We start from the raw sequence: 14,562 nt of genomic DNA on the forward strand, positions 1-14,562 counted from the left end.
CCGGCACAGGACGAGTGTGCCCGGGTCGTGCCCGATGGTCGCCGAGTTGTGGATTTCCGGGCCGATCATCCGGGTGGGTGCGGCCCACCCGGAGCTGGTCGGGGCCGGTCAGCTGGTGCCCGTCGTGGGCGACGCGGTTGAGGACGCCGCCGGCGACGTGGTGCTGGGCGCTGTTGTGGTCGTGGTCGTCGTGGCCTTGGTCGTGGTGGCTGTGGCGCTGGCGGTGGCCGTGGCGCTCGCGGGAGGCGTGGTGGCCGCCGGCGTGGTGGCCGCCGGTTTGGTCGTCGCGGGAGTGGTCGGCGTCGGTGTCGCGGTGGCCGTCGGCGTGGCCGTGGCGGTGGGCGCCGCCGTGGTGGGGGTGGTGGTCGGTGCCGCGGTGGCGCTCGGCGATGTGGGCGCGGTGGTGGCCGGGGCCGCGGTGGGTGACGGCGTCACTGTCGGAGTGTCCTCCGTCGGGGTCGCCGTGGGCGCCGGGACGGTGGGGTCCGCGGCGAAGGCGCTCGACGGGACGTTGCGGATGCGCAGCCGCATCTGGGCCGGGCAGACCTGGTCGGCGGGGGTGACGGTCAGCGTGACGATGACGGTGTCGTCCGTCAGGGCCGCCGCGGCCAGGCTGCTTCCGGGCAGCCGGGCGAGGAGCGCCGGCACCATCGTTCCGTCGCCGGTCTGCAGGGTCGTCCAGCTGGTTGTGATCTCTTTGTCGTCGGTGGTGGTCGCGGTGGCCTCGACCGTGACGGTGGTGTTCAGCCAGGGCAGGCGCGCGGTGGTGAGGTCGAGCGCCTCGGCGCCGGCGGTGTCCGGGTCGAGATCCGTGAGAGCGACGGCCAGATCGGCGGCCCGCAGCGGGTCGCAGCTGCCCGGGTCGAGGGTGATCTCCGGGGCTGGCGTCGGCGGCAGCGTCGCGCCGGGCGTGGTCGGGCTCAGGCTGGGGTCCGTCGTGCCGTCCGTCCCGCCGGTGGGGGTGAGATCGGTGATCGGGACGTCGTCCAGGCTGGAACTGGTGGAGTCGGTGGTGGTGGATCCGGTGCTGGGGGTGGCGCCGCCCTGGCGGTAGCCGTTGAGCCAGGTGAGGACGGTGCGGACGTAGGCGTCGGAGGGGTTGTAGGACAGGATCGCGGCGCGTAGGTCGGCGGCGTCGTCGAGGTCGCGGTCGCGGGCGCAGAGGTAGTGGCCGGCGGCGAGGTCGGCGTCGTGGATGTTGTGTGGGTTCTTGATGCCGTCGCCGTTGCCGTCGCGGCCGGAGCCGGCCCAGGTGGTGGGGATGAACTGCATGGGGCCGACGGCGCGGTCGTAGACGGTGTCGTGGTCGAGGGCGCCGTTGTCGCTGTCGCGGATGAGGGCGTTGCCGCCGGTGCCGTTGAGGCGGGGGCCGAGGATGAGTGGGCTGGTGACGGTGCCGTCGGTGGTGATGCTGCGGCCGGTGGCGTGGTTGGACTCGACCTTGCCGATGGCGGCGAGTAGTTCCCAGGGCAGGTTGCAGCTGGGTTTGTCGTCGGCGAGTTGCTGGGCGGCCTTCTGGTAGGCGGCGAGGAGCTGGGTGGGGATCTTCTTGGCGCTGTCGGTGAGGGTGATGCTGGTGGTGGGGCTGTCGCTGTCGGAGGTGGCGTCCTGGGCGAGTTCGTCGGTGGTGAGGTCCGCGGGGTTGGTTTCGGGTGGGGTGTTGGGGACGAGGTCGGGCAGTTTCCAGTCGCCGGCGCGGGCGGGTGGGTTCTTGGTGGTGTCGAGCTGGTCGCCGGTGTCGCCGCTGGTTTCGGGGGTGGCGGCGGTGCAGAAGAAGAGCAGGCTGGCGGCGACGGCGGTGGGCAGCACCGTCGTGCGCACCAGACCCGAGGCGCGGACACGCTGCCCCGGCCCCTTGGCCGCGGGCCCGGCCTTGCCCGCCCGCGTCGCACCGCCCGCCTTCGTGGCCCTGCCCGCCCTGCCTGCCTTCGCGGTCTTCCCTGTCTTCCCGGCCTTCGCGGTGCCGCCTGCCTTCGTGGAGCTGCCTGCCTTCGCGGTGCCGCCCACGGTGGGCAGCTCGACGGTCGGCGCCGTCGGAACGCGCTTGGTCAGATCGACCCGAGTGGGAACGCCGTCGGCGGGCGGTGAGCCCGGCTGCGGCGTGTTCGCGGCCGCGGCAGCGGGGCGCGGGTCCGTCGGGGACTGGTGACGTCGGCGGCGACGGCTCACCGGCAGGTTCCTCCTGGCTTGGGAGGCGTCCGATGGGGCGGGCGATCACCACAGGACGCGAGGGCGCGTGGGGCAGACGTGCTCTTCGTGACCTGACCGGGGCCGCCGGCCTGACCTGCGTCGATGCACGCCAACGGCGTCCCGGCCCGGGTTGGCGCCGGGCTGGGACGCGTGGGTGCTGCACTCGGTTCAGTCACGTTGTGTAAAAATTCCGAAACGGTCGGCGGTGAACGGTCGGGCAGACCGCGAGCTATCCGCGTGCTGGATGGCCAGCGCGAGAGAACTGTGACAGATCGATGCGCTTTCCGTTACCAAAAGATCAGATGTCATGGTTGCTGTTATTTAGTTAACAGGCTCGGGGAAACGATCGCCATCCGCCGACTGACCAGTCCGTGAACTCGTCCGCCGGGAGCACCCGCATGCGCAGGTCAGCCGCCTGCGGGCGGGACGGATTCGCCGCCCGCGGTCATCGGCGCGGACGTCGGCCGCGGCGACATGGCCAGCGGCTGTGTCGTCGCCCGCCGAGGTGCCGCGGCAGGCGAGCCGAAGGTGTCTCGGCCCTTGCGCGGGGCCGTCCCACGGGCATTGACCCAGGCTGGGCGCCGGCGCTGGACGGGCTTCTCCACCAGGTAGTACGAGGCGGAGGCGAGCCCCAGGCTGACGACGAGCGCGGCTCCGGCGGAGGGCACCCGCCCGTACCGGGGGACCAACGAATCGTTGGCGACCCCGGTCACCGGGAAATGCCACAGGTAGAGGCTGTAGGAAATGCGGCCGACCCAGGACGCCGGGCGGCAGCTGAGCATGCGGTAGTACCACCCCGGACGCCGCTGGTCCGCGCCCAGGATCGCGACGGCGGCGAGGACGGCGACGAGCAGATAGCCGCCGCGGGCCATCCAGGTCGGTCGGCCGACCAGATCGGGCCCGGTGGCGAAGAGGACCACGATGGCGACCAGTGCGACGGGGCTGAAGGACGCCACCCGCCGGAGGATCGCGTCCGCGGTGGCGCGGGCCGCGTGGCGAGGGGAGACCCAGCCGCGCAGGGAGTCGTAGCGCCAGACGGCGAGCAGACAGCCGACGAGCAGGGAGTCGAACCGGGTGTCGGGGGCGTAGTAGATGCGCAGGTTCGACGCGCCGGTGGAGATCAGCACCTCACGCCAGATCAGCACGATGATCACCAGGCTGATCAGGATCTCCGGCAGGCAGCGGCGCAGCCGGCCGTTGCGGCAGATCGCAACCAGCGCGATCGGCCAGACCAGGTAGAACTGCTCTTCCAGTGAGAGCGTCCACACATGACCGAACCACGCGCCGCTGTCCGGGGGATTCAGCGTGCGCTGAATATTTGCCACGTAGAAGACCGCGGCGAGACCGTTGCGCAGGAACTGCCATTGATCGTCCGCGTCCTTGAAGAGCAGGACGAGTGGGATCCCTGCTGCTACAAAGATGTAGAAGGCGGGGAGGAGACGGAAAGCACGGCGTGCCCAGAAGGCGCGCAGGGAGATCCAGCCTTCACGGTCACGCTCGGCCAGTAGCAGGCCGGTGATGAGGAACCCACTGAGCACCAGGAAGAGGTCGACCCCCAGATAACCCCCTGGTACCAGGCCCATATGGTGGAAGAACACGGTCAGCACCGCCAGCGCGCGCAGCCCGTCGAGCGCGGGATTGTGCCCACCGGAAGGTGTCCTCGGCGTGCTCTCGACGGGTCGCGCGGATTCGCTGCGCGTAGCTGCGGTCAGGTTTTCCAGCATGGCGTCCCCCCACGGGCACCAACGGTTCAGGACGATACTGGCGACGACAATAGACCTGCCTTTTACCGTCGGTCGAACCCGGTACCGGCCAGGCGCCCGAAGGTGCTCCGGAATGGTCTCACTCAATATCTGAACCGGATCCCGGGAGCTGGTCGGGTGGCCGCGAATCGTGGTGGCCGGTCCTGCGGCGGCGGAAGGCATTCCGGCCCCGGGAGACTCCCCACCGGGGGCCGGGCGGGTAGCGGTGGGGCGTACCCGAGGGCCGGCGGCCGGCTGACCGACGGGCGCCCCGCCGGCACGTCGAGGGGGCGTCGAAGCGGCACCGAAGCAGCGTCGAGGGAGGCGCGGTGACCTGAGCGGCCGTGGCCCGGGCGCGGCGCCGTCGCGGCGAGGCTTTGCGGAATGCGGAGATTCGGCCTCGTCCGGCGAGACAATCCGAGCATGAGGTTCAGCGTGGAACGCGACGTACTCGCCGACGCTACGGGCTGGGTCGCCCGCCATCTGCCGAAGCCGACGGGTGGCGCACAGCAGGTCCTGACCGGCCTGCTCCTGGAGGCCCTGCTGCCGGACCACGCCTCGGACCACAACTCGGACCACGCCGCCGAGCGCTCCCGGGGCCGTGGTGCGCCGGCTCTGGAGATCTCGGCCTTCGATGGCGAGGTGGCGGCCCGGGCCCCGGTCGAGGCCGTCGTCACCGAACCGGGCCGGGTGGTTGTTCCCGGGCGCCTACTGGCCGACGTCGTGCGCAACCTGCCGGATGCTCCGGTGGTCGTGTGGGCCACCGCGACCCGCGTGACCATCGAATGCGGCACCGCGAGCTTCCGTATCCCCACGCTCGACGCCGAGGACTACCCGGTTCTCCCGGTGTTCCCGCCGCCGGTGGGCGAGGTCGACACGCTGGGCTTCGCCGCGGCGGTGGCGCAGGTGGCACCCGCCGCGGGCCGGGACGACTCGCTGCCGGTCCTCACCGCCGTCCGTCTGGAGATCGCCCGAGGCGGGCTGAGCCTGGTCGCGACCGACCGTTACCGGCTCGCGCTGCGCACGATTCCCTGGCAGCCCACCGTCGACGATCCCGAGGCCGTCGCGCATGTGCCGGCCCGGCTGCTCGCGGACATCGCCCGACTGCCGACCAGCGCGTCGCGGATCGCGCTCGGAATGGGCGTCGACGACACCGGGGTCGCGCGGTTCGGTCTCTCGGTCAACGGCCGGCAGACGATCGTGCGCCTGCTGGAGGGGACCTTCCCGAACTACCGTCGGCTGCTGCCGGAGGCGTCCGCGTTCACCGTCACCGCGCAGACGTCGGTTCTCGCGTCGGCGGTGCGCCGGGTCGCGCTGGTCGCCACCCGGACGGCGCCGCTGCGCTTCACCTTCTCGGCGGGCCAGGTCCTCGCCGAGGCCGGTGACGGCGGTGGCGCGCAGGCCTGCGAGCTGGTGCCGGTCGAGTACACCGGCCCCGAGCTGTCGGTCCTGTTCAACCCCGCGTTCCTGCTCGACGGCCTGGGCGCGGTCGAGGGCGACGAGGTGGTGATCGGGTTCTCCGCGGTGGACCCGAACACCACCTCCTCCAGCCCTGCCGTGCTGACCGGCAAGGACGACGGGGAGGACTACCGCTACCTGCTCATGCCGATCCGCACCGGCGCGGCCTGACCGCCGGCACGGGGCCGGCGGTCAGAAGAGGCATCCGCCAGGGGGCCAGGGGCGTCCAGGGGGCGTCGGTCAGGGGGCCGGCGTGCTCATCGTGCCGGCGCCCGGCGTGGCGTCGGCGGCGGCCGCGGTGTCGAGCGGCCCGTCGGCGGTCACGTTGAGCGTTCCGCCCTGGTAGCCCGACTCGGGAGCGGTCGGGGAGTCCCAGCTCGCGCCTTCGGCCGGCGGGTCCGCCCACTTGTTGATGAACTCGTTCACCACGCCGGCCGAGACGGTGGTGCAGCGCTGGGTCCGGTCCCAGCCGGTCAGGACGAAGTGCTGGTTGCCCGCGAACGCGTCGCGCGTCCACGGCACCGCGATGAAGCGGTTACCGGAGTCGGCGGCGACCTTCTCCAGCGTCTTGACCTGGTCGTCCGGCAGCTCGGTGTCGTACCAGGCGACGACGAAGCCGTGCTCCAGGTTGTGGACCGCCCGCTCGATGCGGATGCCCGAGTCCGGGTTGTAGAAGCGGATCGAGTCCGGGAGCGGATCCGCGTCGTGGTTCCCGGAGGACGGCGGGGAGTTCTGGTAGTCGACCGTCTTTGTGCTGTCGACGTGGGTGTTGCCGTAGGACTCGTCGTTGCGGATCCCGGTGCAGCCCGCTGCGAGCGCGGCGGCCGACGCCGCCTCCACGTAGCCGACCTTGCGCTTCTCGCTCTTCGACTGGTTGTCGATGACGCTGTAGATGATGATCCCAGCGAGGAGGGCGAGCGCGACGAACCCGGACGTGCCGTAGATCAGAAGCGCACGCCGGCGTTCCTTCCGCCGCTGTTCCTGGCGGAGCTGATCCAGACGGCTGTTGCGCGCGGCGCTGCTTTTCCCCACGGTGTCAGATCCTACGAAGTGTCGAACAGAGCTGGGCAGGTGCGGTCCGTCCGACTCGCCGGCAGTCGCGCTCGGTCGCCGTCCCGGGTGCTGCGGCGACCCGGCGGGAACCTACAAATACCCGCAAATCGGACGGAACTCGGGCCCTCGATTTTCTCGTCACAGCTGGTGCACAGCTGCCTGAAGGCAGTTGTCGATCAACGTTCGACGATGAACGCGGTGGCATCCCGAGGTGGGCGAGGAGCCGCCGGCGCGGCTGGATGCCCGACGCCCACCACACCCATCGGTGCCCAGGTCCGCGGCAGATCCAGGACGTCGGTGACGATCTCACCGCAGAACAGCGCGGACGACACCCAGCACGAGCCCAGGCCCTCGGCAGCCAGCGCGACCAGCAGGTTCTGCACGGCGGCGCCGACCGCCACGGTGAACATGCGCTCCTCGGCCCGCGACCGGCGCTCGTCCGGATACGAGTGTGACCCGTCGCTGACCATCATCGGCACGATGAGGACGGGTGCCCGGCGCAGCACGTCACCGCGACGCAGCCGCCGGCTCACCGAGTCCTCGTCGAAGCCGTCGCGGCGCAGATCGTCCGTCCAGGCCATGGCCATGGCGTCGAGCAGGGCGTGCCGGCGGGCGTCGACCAGCACGAACCGCCAGGGCGTGGTGTGGTGCGGGGCCGGGGCGGTGATCGCGGCCGCGACCGCCTGGCGCACCGCCGCCGGGTCCACCGGGAGATCGGCGAACTCCCGCACCGTGCGGCGGGCGAACGGTGCGGACCGGCGTGCCTCGACCGTGCCGAGCTGGAACATGTCCTCGGCGAAGGGCCGCAGCAGTGCGCCGGCGCCGGCGCCGTCGTCCGGCAGCCGCCCGAAGCCGCGGACGATGGCCACCGGGGTCGCCCCCAGCTTGCCCTTCACCAGGTCGGCCGCCCCGGCGAGCTCGTCGGCCTCGGCGATCTCGGTCATGCCCAGTTCGTTGCCGTACGCATCGACATCGCCGATGTGGCTGCGCAGCGCGGCCATCCCGGCCACGCCGATGGCCATGTCGGTGAGCCCGCGGCGCCAGGGCCGCCCGGCGGTGTCGCTGATGATCACGCAGACGTCGACGCCGAGCCGCTCCCGCAGGCCGTCACGCAGGGTGCGTGCGCTGGCGTCCGGATCGACCGGCAACAGCGCGATGGAATCCTTGTTGACGTTCGACGCGTCCACGCCGGCACTCGCCAGCACCAGCCCGTGCCGGGTCTCGACGATGCGGGTCTGGCCGCGACGGGCCACCTCGCGCACGGACTCGGCGTCGATCGCCACCTGCCGGGTCGCCTCCCGGTCCTGGTCGCCGTCGATCTGGATCAACCGGCCCTCGGCCTTGGAGACGATCTTCGAGGTGACCACGAGGACGTCACCGTCGAGCAGGCCCGCGGCCCCTCCCGTACCCGGCTCTCCCACACCCGCGGCCGTGGCGATCACCTGGGCGAGGTCGTCGCCGGGGCGGATCTCCCCGATACCGGGCAGCGGCAGGATCTGCAGCCAGGTGCTCGCCGGCACTTCCGGGTCAGCCGGGGTGGCCGGGGTGGGCGGTGCAGGCTGCTGCGCGGCGGGCGGTTCGTGCGCAGGGGTGAGCGCCGCCGCCTCCGACGGGACGGCGAGCGGTGCCGAGGTGCCCGCCGGCGACGGTTCGTCCGCGGACGTCGGCGTCCCCAGTGCGGGCGTGCCCAGGGTGAAAGGATCCATGGCGGACAGCTCAGACACCGGCGAGCTCCAGTGCCGCCTCCACGATCGCCACAGTGGCCTCCAGATCGGTCATGAGAAGCGGTACGGCCTTCACGGTAGCTCCGGGTATGGCATCCGGGTCCGCTGCGACATCGGCATCCACGACGTCAACCAGCCAACCGTCGAGGAGACCGTGACCAAGCTCCCGCTCCGCGCCCCCGGAGGTGCCCTTCCGCTCGGGCGCTGAGGCCGTTTCGCCGTCGCGGTGCCGGCCGCCGTAGTGCGCGCCGACCGCACGCGCCGTGGTCTCGACGCCGATCGCCTTCAGGCAGGCGTCCGCCATGCCACGCACAGCCGCGCCACCGATGATCGGGGAGATGCCGATCACCGGGGCAAGCGTCACCCGCAGCGCGTCGGCGATCCCCGGCACCGACAGGATCGTGCCGATGGAGACCACCGGGTTGGACGGGCCGATGAGCACGACGTCGGCCGCCGCGATGGCGTCCAGCACTCCGGGCGCGGGGGCCGACTCCGCGGCGCCGACGGAGAGGATGGCCTCCGCCGGGACGGACGCCCGCAGCTTCAGCCACCACTCCTGGAAATGCACGGCCCGCCGGCCCTGGTCATCATTGATGATCACGTGGGTCTCGACGCGGTCGTCCGACATGGGCAGCAGGCGCACCCCGGGCCGCCAGCGGTCGCACAGCGCCGTGACGACGTCCGACAGCTTGTAACCGGCGTCAATCATCTGGGTACGGACGAGATGGGTGGCCAGATCGCGGTCGCCGAGACCGAACCAGCTCGGCCCCACGCCGTAGGCGGCGAGCTCACCGGAGACCACGAAGGACTCGTCCTCGCGGCCCCAGCCGCGCTCGGCGGAGATGCCTCCGCCGAGTGTGTACATGACGGTGTCGAGGTCTGGGCAGATGCGCAGACCATGCAGGGTGATGTCGTCACCCGTGTTGCCGATGACGGTGATCTCTGCGTCCGGCCGTGCCGCCCGGACACCGGTCAGAAAACGCGCGCCGCCGATTCCGCCAGCCAATGCCGTAATCCTCACCGCGCCATCCTTCCACCGCGGTTGCCGCAGGGGCGGGTCACGGTGTCGGCGCGATGCGCGTCAGTGCAGCACGCTCTCCGCGGGCAGCGGTGGCGCGGGGGAGTTCGTGGTGCTGGCCAGTGCGGCGAGCAGGTAACGGACCAGGTGGCTGGTGGGCCGGCTCGGCGCGGGGTTCGCCAGCCCGCCTTCGATCGTCGCCACCACGGCGTCCGCAGCGATCTCGCGGTCCGGCCCGGGCACGAGGTCCGCGACCGCGCTGAGCGCGAGTCCATGCAGCCATTCGTGCAGCCGCTCGTGGTATTCCATGATCGGTGGGGCGTGGGGTGCCCGTTCCGCCACGCACGGATGCAGCGTTCGCCGCTGCTCGACCGAGTCCAGCGCGGCGAAGAGCTTGTTCGCCGGCTCGTCGGGCAGCGCTGCGATGCGCTCCGTCTCACCGTCGAGCAGGCGGTTGAGCACGGCTGCGAACGCGTGGTCCTTCGAGCGGAAGTACCAGTAGACCGAGCCGGGCTCGATACCGGCGGCGCGGGCGATCTCGGCGATGGAGGTTCCGGCGAACCCGCGGGCAAGGAACTGCTGCTCGGCGACCGCGAGCAACGCGTCGATCCGTTCCTCGCGCGGGACTTCCTGACGGTTGCGTGGCACCTGATCAGGGTAACGACCTCGGCGGGACGCAGGAGGGAATTGTCTTGTACGAGCGCCATCCGCTCGTCGACGTTTCGGCTCGGGGAGTACCCGGCCATTTCCGCCCAGGCTGTCACCGGCGGCGGCACTGTCATCACCGGTGCGGCGCGGCACGTTGACGCGTCGCGGCAGTCATCGGTGTGGGGATGTGGACGGTTGCCCTGGGTGATGCCGCCTGACTCGAAGCTGCCATCTCTTGATTCTCATTAAAGAGGGCTGTGAGATGGACACAGCTCTTCACGTCGCCGGAAGGACTGCCATGTCCGCGATCAGAGACCCACGGAGCCCTACCAGTACCGGTACCCCCAAGAGCCTCGAAGCCCTCTCCGCGTCCTTGAACCGTGCCCTGGCCGGGGCACGGGCACCACAGGTGGCGGCCGCCCGGCACGCCGACCTGCGGGGCGCCGGCCTGGCCAGGGCCAGCGCACGGACCGACAGGCTGGCCGCCCGCAGGCGCACGAACCTGCTGATCGGGACCCTTGACCGGCTCCGCGGCTCCGCGGCCGGCCGGCTCGGTGCCCGCCAGGGCGGCGCGGCCTGACCCCCGCTCAACACCGGTCGGAACTTTTCCGCTGTTTCGGACGGTTCATGACATTTCGCGACCTGTACGTACGTCCCCAAGATCATTGACCGACTATCCAGGGTGAGCGCATGACGAGTACGGCGGCTGTTCCGGGCGGAGAAGGAACCGGGGAGACGAGGAGCCTCGACCCCGGTCGCGAGCACCGTCCGGAACCGCCGCCGTCGGCCGCCGCGATGCGCCGCGCGCTGCGGCGCGCGCGTGACGGTGCCACCCTGGACGTCACCGAGGCGGCGATTCTGCTCGCCGCCCGCGGCACCGACCTCGTTGATCTGTGCGCGTCCGCGGCCAGGGTGCGTGACGCGGGGCTCGCGTCCGCGGGCCGCCCCGGAGTGGTCACCTATTCGCCCAAGGTCTTCATCCCGCTGACCCGGCTGTGCCGGGACCGCTGCCATTACTGCACCTTCGCGACCGTTCCGCACCGGCTGCCGGCGCCCTACCTCACGGTTGACGAGGTGCTCGACATCGCCCGCGCCGGGGCCCGGGCCGGCTGCGCCGAGGCGCTGTTCACCCTCGGTGACCGACCCGAGGACAGATGGCCCGCCGCCCGCGAATGGCTCGACGCCCACGGCTACGACTCCACCCTGGGCTACCTGCGTGCGGTGGCGATCGCGGTCCTGGAGGAGACCGGTCTGCTCCCGCACCTCAACCCCGGCGTGCTGAGCTGGGCGGAGCTGGCACGCCTCAAGCCGGTCGCGCCCTCCATGGGAATGATGCTGGAGACCACCGCCACGCGGCTGTGGTCGACCCCGGGCGAGGCGCACCACGGCTCGCCCGACAAGGACCCGGCGGTGCGCCTGCGGGTGCTGGCGGACGCCGGCCGGCTGTCGATCCCCTTCACGACCGGGCTGTTGCTGGGCATCGGCGAGACCCTCACCGAACGCGCCGAGACGATCTTCGCGCTGCGTGGCCTGGACCGCGAGTACGGCTCCATCCAGGAAGTGATCGTCCAGAACTTCCGCGCCAAGGACGACACCGCGATGCGTGGCGCGCCGGACGTCGGGGCGGCGGAGCTCGCGGCGGCCGTGGCGGTGACCCGACTGGTGCTCGGCCCGCGGATGCGGGTGCAGGCGCCACCCAACCTCATCGACACCGACGAGTGCGCCCTGCTGCTCTCGGCCGGGCTCGACGACTGGGGCGGGGTGTCACCCGTCACTCCGGATCACGTCAACCCGGAGCGGCCCTGGCCCGATCTGGACGTGCTGCGGACCGTGACCGAGGCGGCGGGGTTCACGCTGCGCGCGCGGCTGACCGTCCACCCCACCCATCTGGACGAGCCGTGGATCGACCCGCGCCTGACCGGGCACGTGGCGGCGCTGGCTGGCCCGGACGGACTGCTCGCCCCGCAGGCGCGTGCCACCGGGCGTCCCTGGCAGGAGCCGGACGGTGGCCTGGCCGACAGCGGCCGCACCGACCTGCACACCGCGGTGGACACGGAGGGCCGGCGTACCGCCGCGCGCTCCGACTTCGACTCGGTGTACGGCGACTGGGCTGGTCTGCGTGACCAGGTGCGCGCCGCCGGCACCGGCGTGGACGGCGTGTACGGCTCGGGTTCCCGGGCCGGGGCCGCGATGCCGGCGGGCTCCGACGGATCGGCGGGCCTTGACGGATCGGTGGGCTCCGACGGATCACAGCCGGCCACCGCAGTGCCCGGTCAGCCCTCCCGAGCGGAGCCGGAGGTGCTCGCCGCGCTGCGCCGGGCGCGTACCGACCCGGCCGGCATCACCGACGCCGAGGCCCTCGTGCTGTTCGGCGCGACCGGTCCGGCGCTGGAGGAACTGTGCCAGCTCGCGGACGACCTGCGCCGCGACGTGGTCGGCGACGACGTGACCTACGTGGTGAACCGCAACATCAACTTCACCAATGTCTGCTACACGGGCTGCCGGTTCTGCGCCTTCGCCCAGCGGCGCGGTGACGCCGACGCCTACACGCTGTCGCTGGAGGAGGTGGCCTCCCGGGTCCAGGAGGCCTGGTCGGTGGGAGCCACCGAGGTCTGCGTCCAGGGCGGCATCCATCCCGACCTGCCGGGAACCGCGTACTTCGAGCTGGCCCGCGAGATCAAGAAGGCCGTCCCGGAGCTGCACCTGCACGCGTTCTCGCCGATGGAGGTCATGAACGGTGTCAGCCGTAGCGGCCTGTCGGTGCAGGAGTGGCTCACGGCCGCCCGGGAGGCCGGCCTCGACAGCATCCCCGGCACCGCCGCGGAGATCCTCGACGACGAGGTCCGCTGGGTTCTGACCAAGGGCAAGCTGCCGACGGCCGCCTGGATCGAGGTGATCACCACCGCGCACCGGGTGGGCCTGCGCTCGTCGGCGACGATGATGTACGGCCACGTCGACACACCCGCGCACTGGGTGGCCCACCTGCGGTTGCTGCGCCGCATCCAGGAGGAGACGGGCGGGTTCACGGAGTTCGTCGGGCTGCCGTTCGTGCACCACAGCTCGCCGATCTACCTGGCCGGGGTAGCCCGGCCCGGCCCCACCGTTCAGGAGAACCGGGCGGTGCACGCGATGGCCCGGATCCTGTTGCACGGAGCGATCGCCAACATCCAGTGCTCGTGGGTGAAGCTCGGGACCGACGGCTGCGCGCAGGTGCTCGCGGGTGGGGTCAACGACCTCGGGGGCACACTGATGGAGGAGACCATTAGTCGAATGGCGGGCTCCCAGCATGGCTCTCGCCGCTCCATCGCGGAGCTGGAGGAGATCGCCGCGGCCGCCGGCCGGCCCGCTCGGCAGCGGACCACTACCTACGGTGTGGTCTCCTCGGAACGCCTCGCAGCCGCACGTGGTGACGCTGCGCGCACCATGCTCGCGATCGTGACCTGAGGAGCGTCACAGCTCGTTCGTGTCACTACTCTATGTGACCGACGTCTCGATGGCTCGCTGTCGGTGCTGGTGATCGGTGTAAGTTCGGGTTGGATGTCCGGATATTTCGGCGTCCGATATGGGGGAGTTCGCCCTCAGGGCTGAGATCGAACATCGCGCCCCCGCCTCTCGGATTGTCACTCTCCGTAGTAGAGCATCGGTCAACGGGGACCCTCTGTGACGGGCCCTAGTGACTGTGAGCTATGGTCTCATCGCTGGTTGTAGAAGATGTTGCGTCGGTGGGGTTGACGCGGCCAAGTCTGGCGCGTGTAATTACCGGCGTGTCATTCCCCCCGTCGGCGGGGCTCGTGAGGTAGAGCGAGGTCCAGTCGGTGTGGATCCAAGGCACCGCGCGCCGGCGTCCGGGGGGTGGCCGACCGCACCGCGACGGGTCTGGAGGAGTCCATATGGAGCACGCCGACGCGGGCGTCCACACCGTCCTGGCGGACGTCGAGCGTCCCGCTCAGTACCACCCCGGGCCGGGGGAGGAGGCCGCGCACGCGGCCGCGCCGCTGCCGGTCCCCGCGCCACCGCCTGTCCCCGTTGTTCCCGCGTCCGCCGCGTTGGTCGGCACCGGGCCGCACCCGATCCCGGTGACAGCGAACGCCACCGTCGTCGCGCCGCCGGCCATGCCCGGTCTCGGCCGGCAGGAGCTGGTCGGGTCCGGCCACGGCACCGATGTCGACGACCTCGACGACAGCGATCTGGACGAGGACGATGACGAGGAAGACGAGGAAGACGACGAGAGCGGCGTCCTCGTCAGCCCGGGTGACGTGCGCCTGACCCAGGTGGACGGGCCGTTGGCCGACTCCCTCGCCCAGGTCATCGACATCGGCTTCGGTGATCTGCTCGGCGAGGTGATGGAGTGGCAGGAGCGCGCGCTGTGCGCGCAGACCGATCCGGAGGCGTTCTTCCCTGAGAAGGGCGGTTCGACCCGGGAGGCGAAACGCATCTGCTCCGGCTGTGAGGTCCGCATCGAGTGCCTCGAGTACGCCCTGGAGAACGACGAGCGTTTCGGTATCTGGGGGGGCATGTCCGAACGGGAACGGCGCAAGCAGCGCCGGCGAGCCGTCTGACGGCGGATCACACCGACGGCGCCCGCGATGACGACACCAACGCGGGGCGCCGATCGGGATCCGTGGGCGGTTCGTCCGCGAGATGCGGTTCGTTCTGGCCAGCAGGTCATCGGGATCGTCGTCACGCGCCACGGCGATCCAGGCCATTCGTGCGCCCCGGCGGGTGCCCC

At 71.4% G+C, this 14,562-nt stretch carries 10 protein-coding genes; 4 read left to right on the plus strand and 6 right to left on the minus strand.

Features of this window, described 5'->3' with window-relative positions; all coding sequences use genetic code 11:
- Positions 1-108: 108 nt before the first annotated feature.
- Positions 109-2,169, minus strand: coding sequence for a lytic transglycosylase domain-containing protein (locus tag ACG83_RS45605; RefSeq protein WP_054570577.1), 2,061 nt, complete (start codon positions 2,167-2,169; stop codon positions 109-111).
- Positions 2,170-2,597: 428 nt separating this feature from the next.
- Positions 2,598-3,914 (minus strand): acyltransferase, encoded by a 1,317-nt coding sequence (locus tag ACG83_RS35325; RefSeq protein WP_054570578.1) that lies wholly within the window; start codon positions 3,912-3,914, stop codon positions 2,598-2,600.
- A gap of 441 nt (positions 3,915-4,355) precedes the next feature.
- Here ACG83_RS35325 and dnaN point away from each other — a divergent pair, with 441 nt between their 5' ends.
- A complete protein-coding gene (dnaN, locus tag ACG83_RS35330; protein WP_054570579.1) occupies positions 4,356-5,561 on the plus strand; it encodes a DNA polymerase III subunit beta in 1,206 nt (401 codons plus the stop codon).
- Between the two features lie 69 nt (positions 5,562-5,630).
- On the opposite strand, the gene ACG83_RS35335 is transcribed toward dnaN, so the two are convergent.
- The 4 genes from ACG83_RS35335 to ACG83_RS35350 all read right to left on the minus strand — a co-directional run bounded on the left by ACG83_RS35335 (position 5,631) and on the right by ACG83_RS35350 (position 9,833).
- Positions 5,631-6,422 carry a DUF3105 domain-containing protein gene (locus ACG83_RS35335; RefSeq protein WP_054570580.1) on the minus strand — a complete coding sequence of 264 codons (792 nt, stop codon included), beginning with the start codon at positions 6,420-6,422 and terminating at the stop codon, positions 5,631-5,633.
- Positions 6,423-6,619: 197 nt separating this feature from the next.
- Positions 6,620-8,149 (minus strand): coenzyme F420-0:L-glutamate ligase, encoded by a 1,530-nt coding sequence (locus ACG83_RS35340; protein WP_369812942.1) that lies wholly within the window; start codon positions 8,147-8,149, stop codon positions 6,620-6,622.
- A 10-nt stretch (positions 8,150-8,159) separates the two neighbouring features.
- Positions 8,160-9,188 carry a 2-phospho-L-lactate transferase gene (gene cofD / locus ACG83_RS35345; RefSeq protein WP_054570581.1) on the minus strand — a complete coding sequence of 343 codons (1,029 nt, stop codon included), beginning with the start codon at positions 9,186-9,188 and terminating at the stop codon, positions 8,160-8,162.
- Between the two features lie 60 nt (positions 9,189-9,248).
- Positions 9,249-9,833: a TetR/AcrR family transcriptional regulator gene (locus ACG83_RS35350; protein WP_054570582.1), complete on the minus strand. Its 585-nt coding sequence runs from the start codon at positions 9,831-9,833 to the stop codon at positions 9,249-9,251.
- Between the two features lie 298 nt (positions 9,834-10,131).
- Between ACG83_RS35350 and ACG83_RS35355 the strand changes: the two genes are divergently transcribed.
- The 3 genes from ACG83_RS35355 (at position 10,132) to ACG83_RS48175 (ending at position 14,392) form a co-directional block, all read left to right on the plus strand.
- On the plus strand, positions 10,132-10,413 hold the full coding sequence (locus tag ACG83_RS35355) for a hypothetical protein (RefSeq protein ID WP_006538416.1): 282 nt from the start codon (positions 10,132-10,134) through the stop codon (positions 10,411-10,413).
- A 110-nt stretch (positions 10,414-10,523) separates the two neighbouring features.
- Complete coding sequence (locus ACG83_RS35360; RefSeq protein ID WP_054570583.1) at positions 10,524-13,277, plus strand: bifunctional FO biosynthesis protein CofGH; 2,754 nt, start codon at positions 10,524-10,526, stop codon at positions 13,275-13,277.
- A gap of 446 nt (positions 13,278-13,723) precedes the next feature.
- Positions 13,724-14,392 (plus strand): WhiB family transcriptional regulator, encoded by a 669-nt coding sequence (locus tag ACG83_RS48175; protein ID WP_054570584.1) that lies wholly within the window; start codon positions 13,724-13,726, stop codon positions 14,390-14,392.
- The last annotated feature ends 170 nt before the right edge of the window (positions 14,393-14,562 follow it).

The sequence above is a fragment of the Frankia sp. R43 genome, assembly GCF_001306465.1.
Classification (GTDB): domain Bacteria; phylum Actinomycetota; class Actinomycetes; order Frankiales; family Frankiaceae; genus Parafrankia; species Parafrankia irregularis.

Excerpts from the sequence above, each read along its gene's own strand:
- ACG83_RS35340 (WP_369812942.1), bottom strand. The coding sequence starts at position 8,149 with ATGGATCCTTTCACCCTGGGCACGCCCGCACTGGGGACGCCGACGTCC.
- ACG83_RS35325 (WP_054570578.1), bottom strand. The coding sequence starts at position 3,914 with ATGCTGGAAAACCTGACCGCAGCTACGCGCAGCGAATCCGCGCGACCC.
- ACG83_RS35360 (WP_054570583.1), top strand. The coding sequence starts at position 10,524 with ATGACGAGTACGGCGGCTGTTCCGGGCGGAGAAGGAACCGGGGAGACG.
- dnaN (WP_054570579.1), top strand. The coding sequence starts at position 4,356 with ATGAGGTTCAGCGTGGAACGCGACGTACTCGCCGACGCTACGGGCTGG.
- ACG83_RS48175 (WP_054570584.1), top strand. The coding sequence starts at position 13,724 with ATGGAGCACGCCGACGCGGGCGTCCACACCGTCCTGGCGGACGTCGAG.
- ACG83_RS35355 (WP_006538416.1), top strand. The coding sequence starts at position 10,132 with ATGTCCGCGATCAGAGACCCACGGAGCCCTACCAGTACCGGTACCCCC.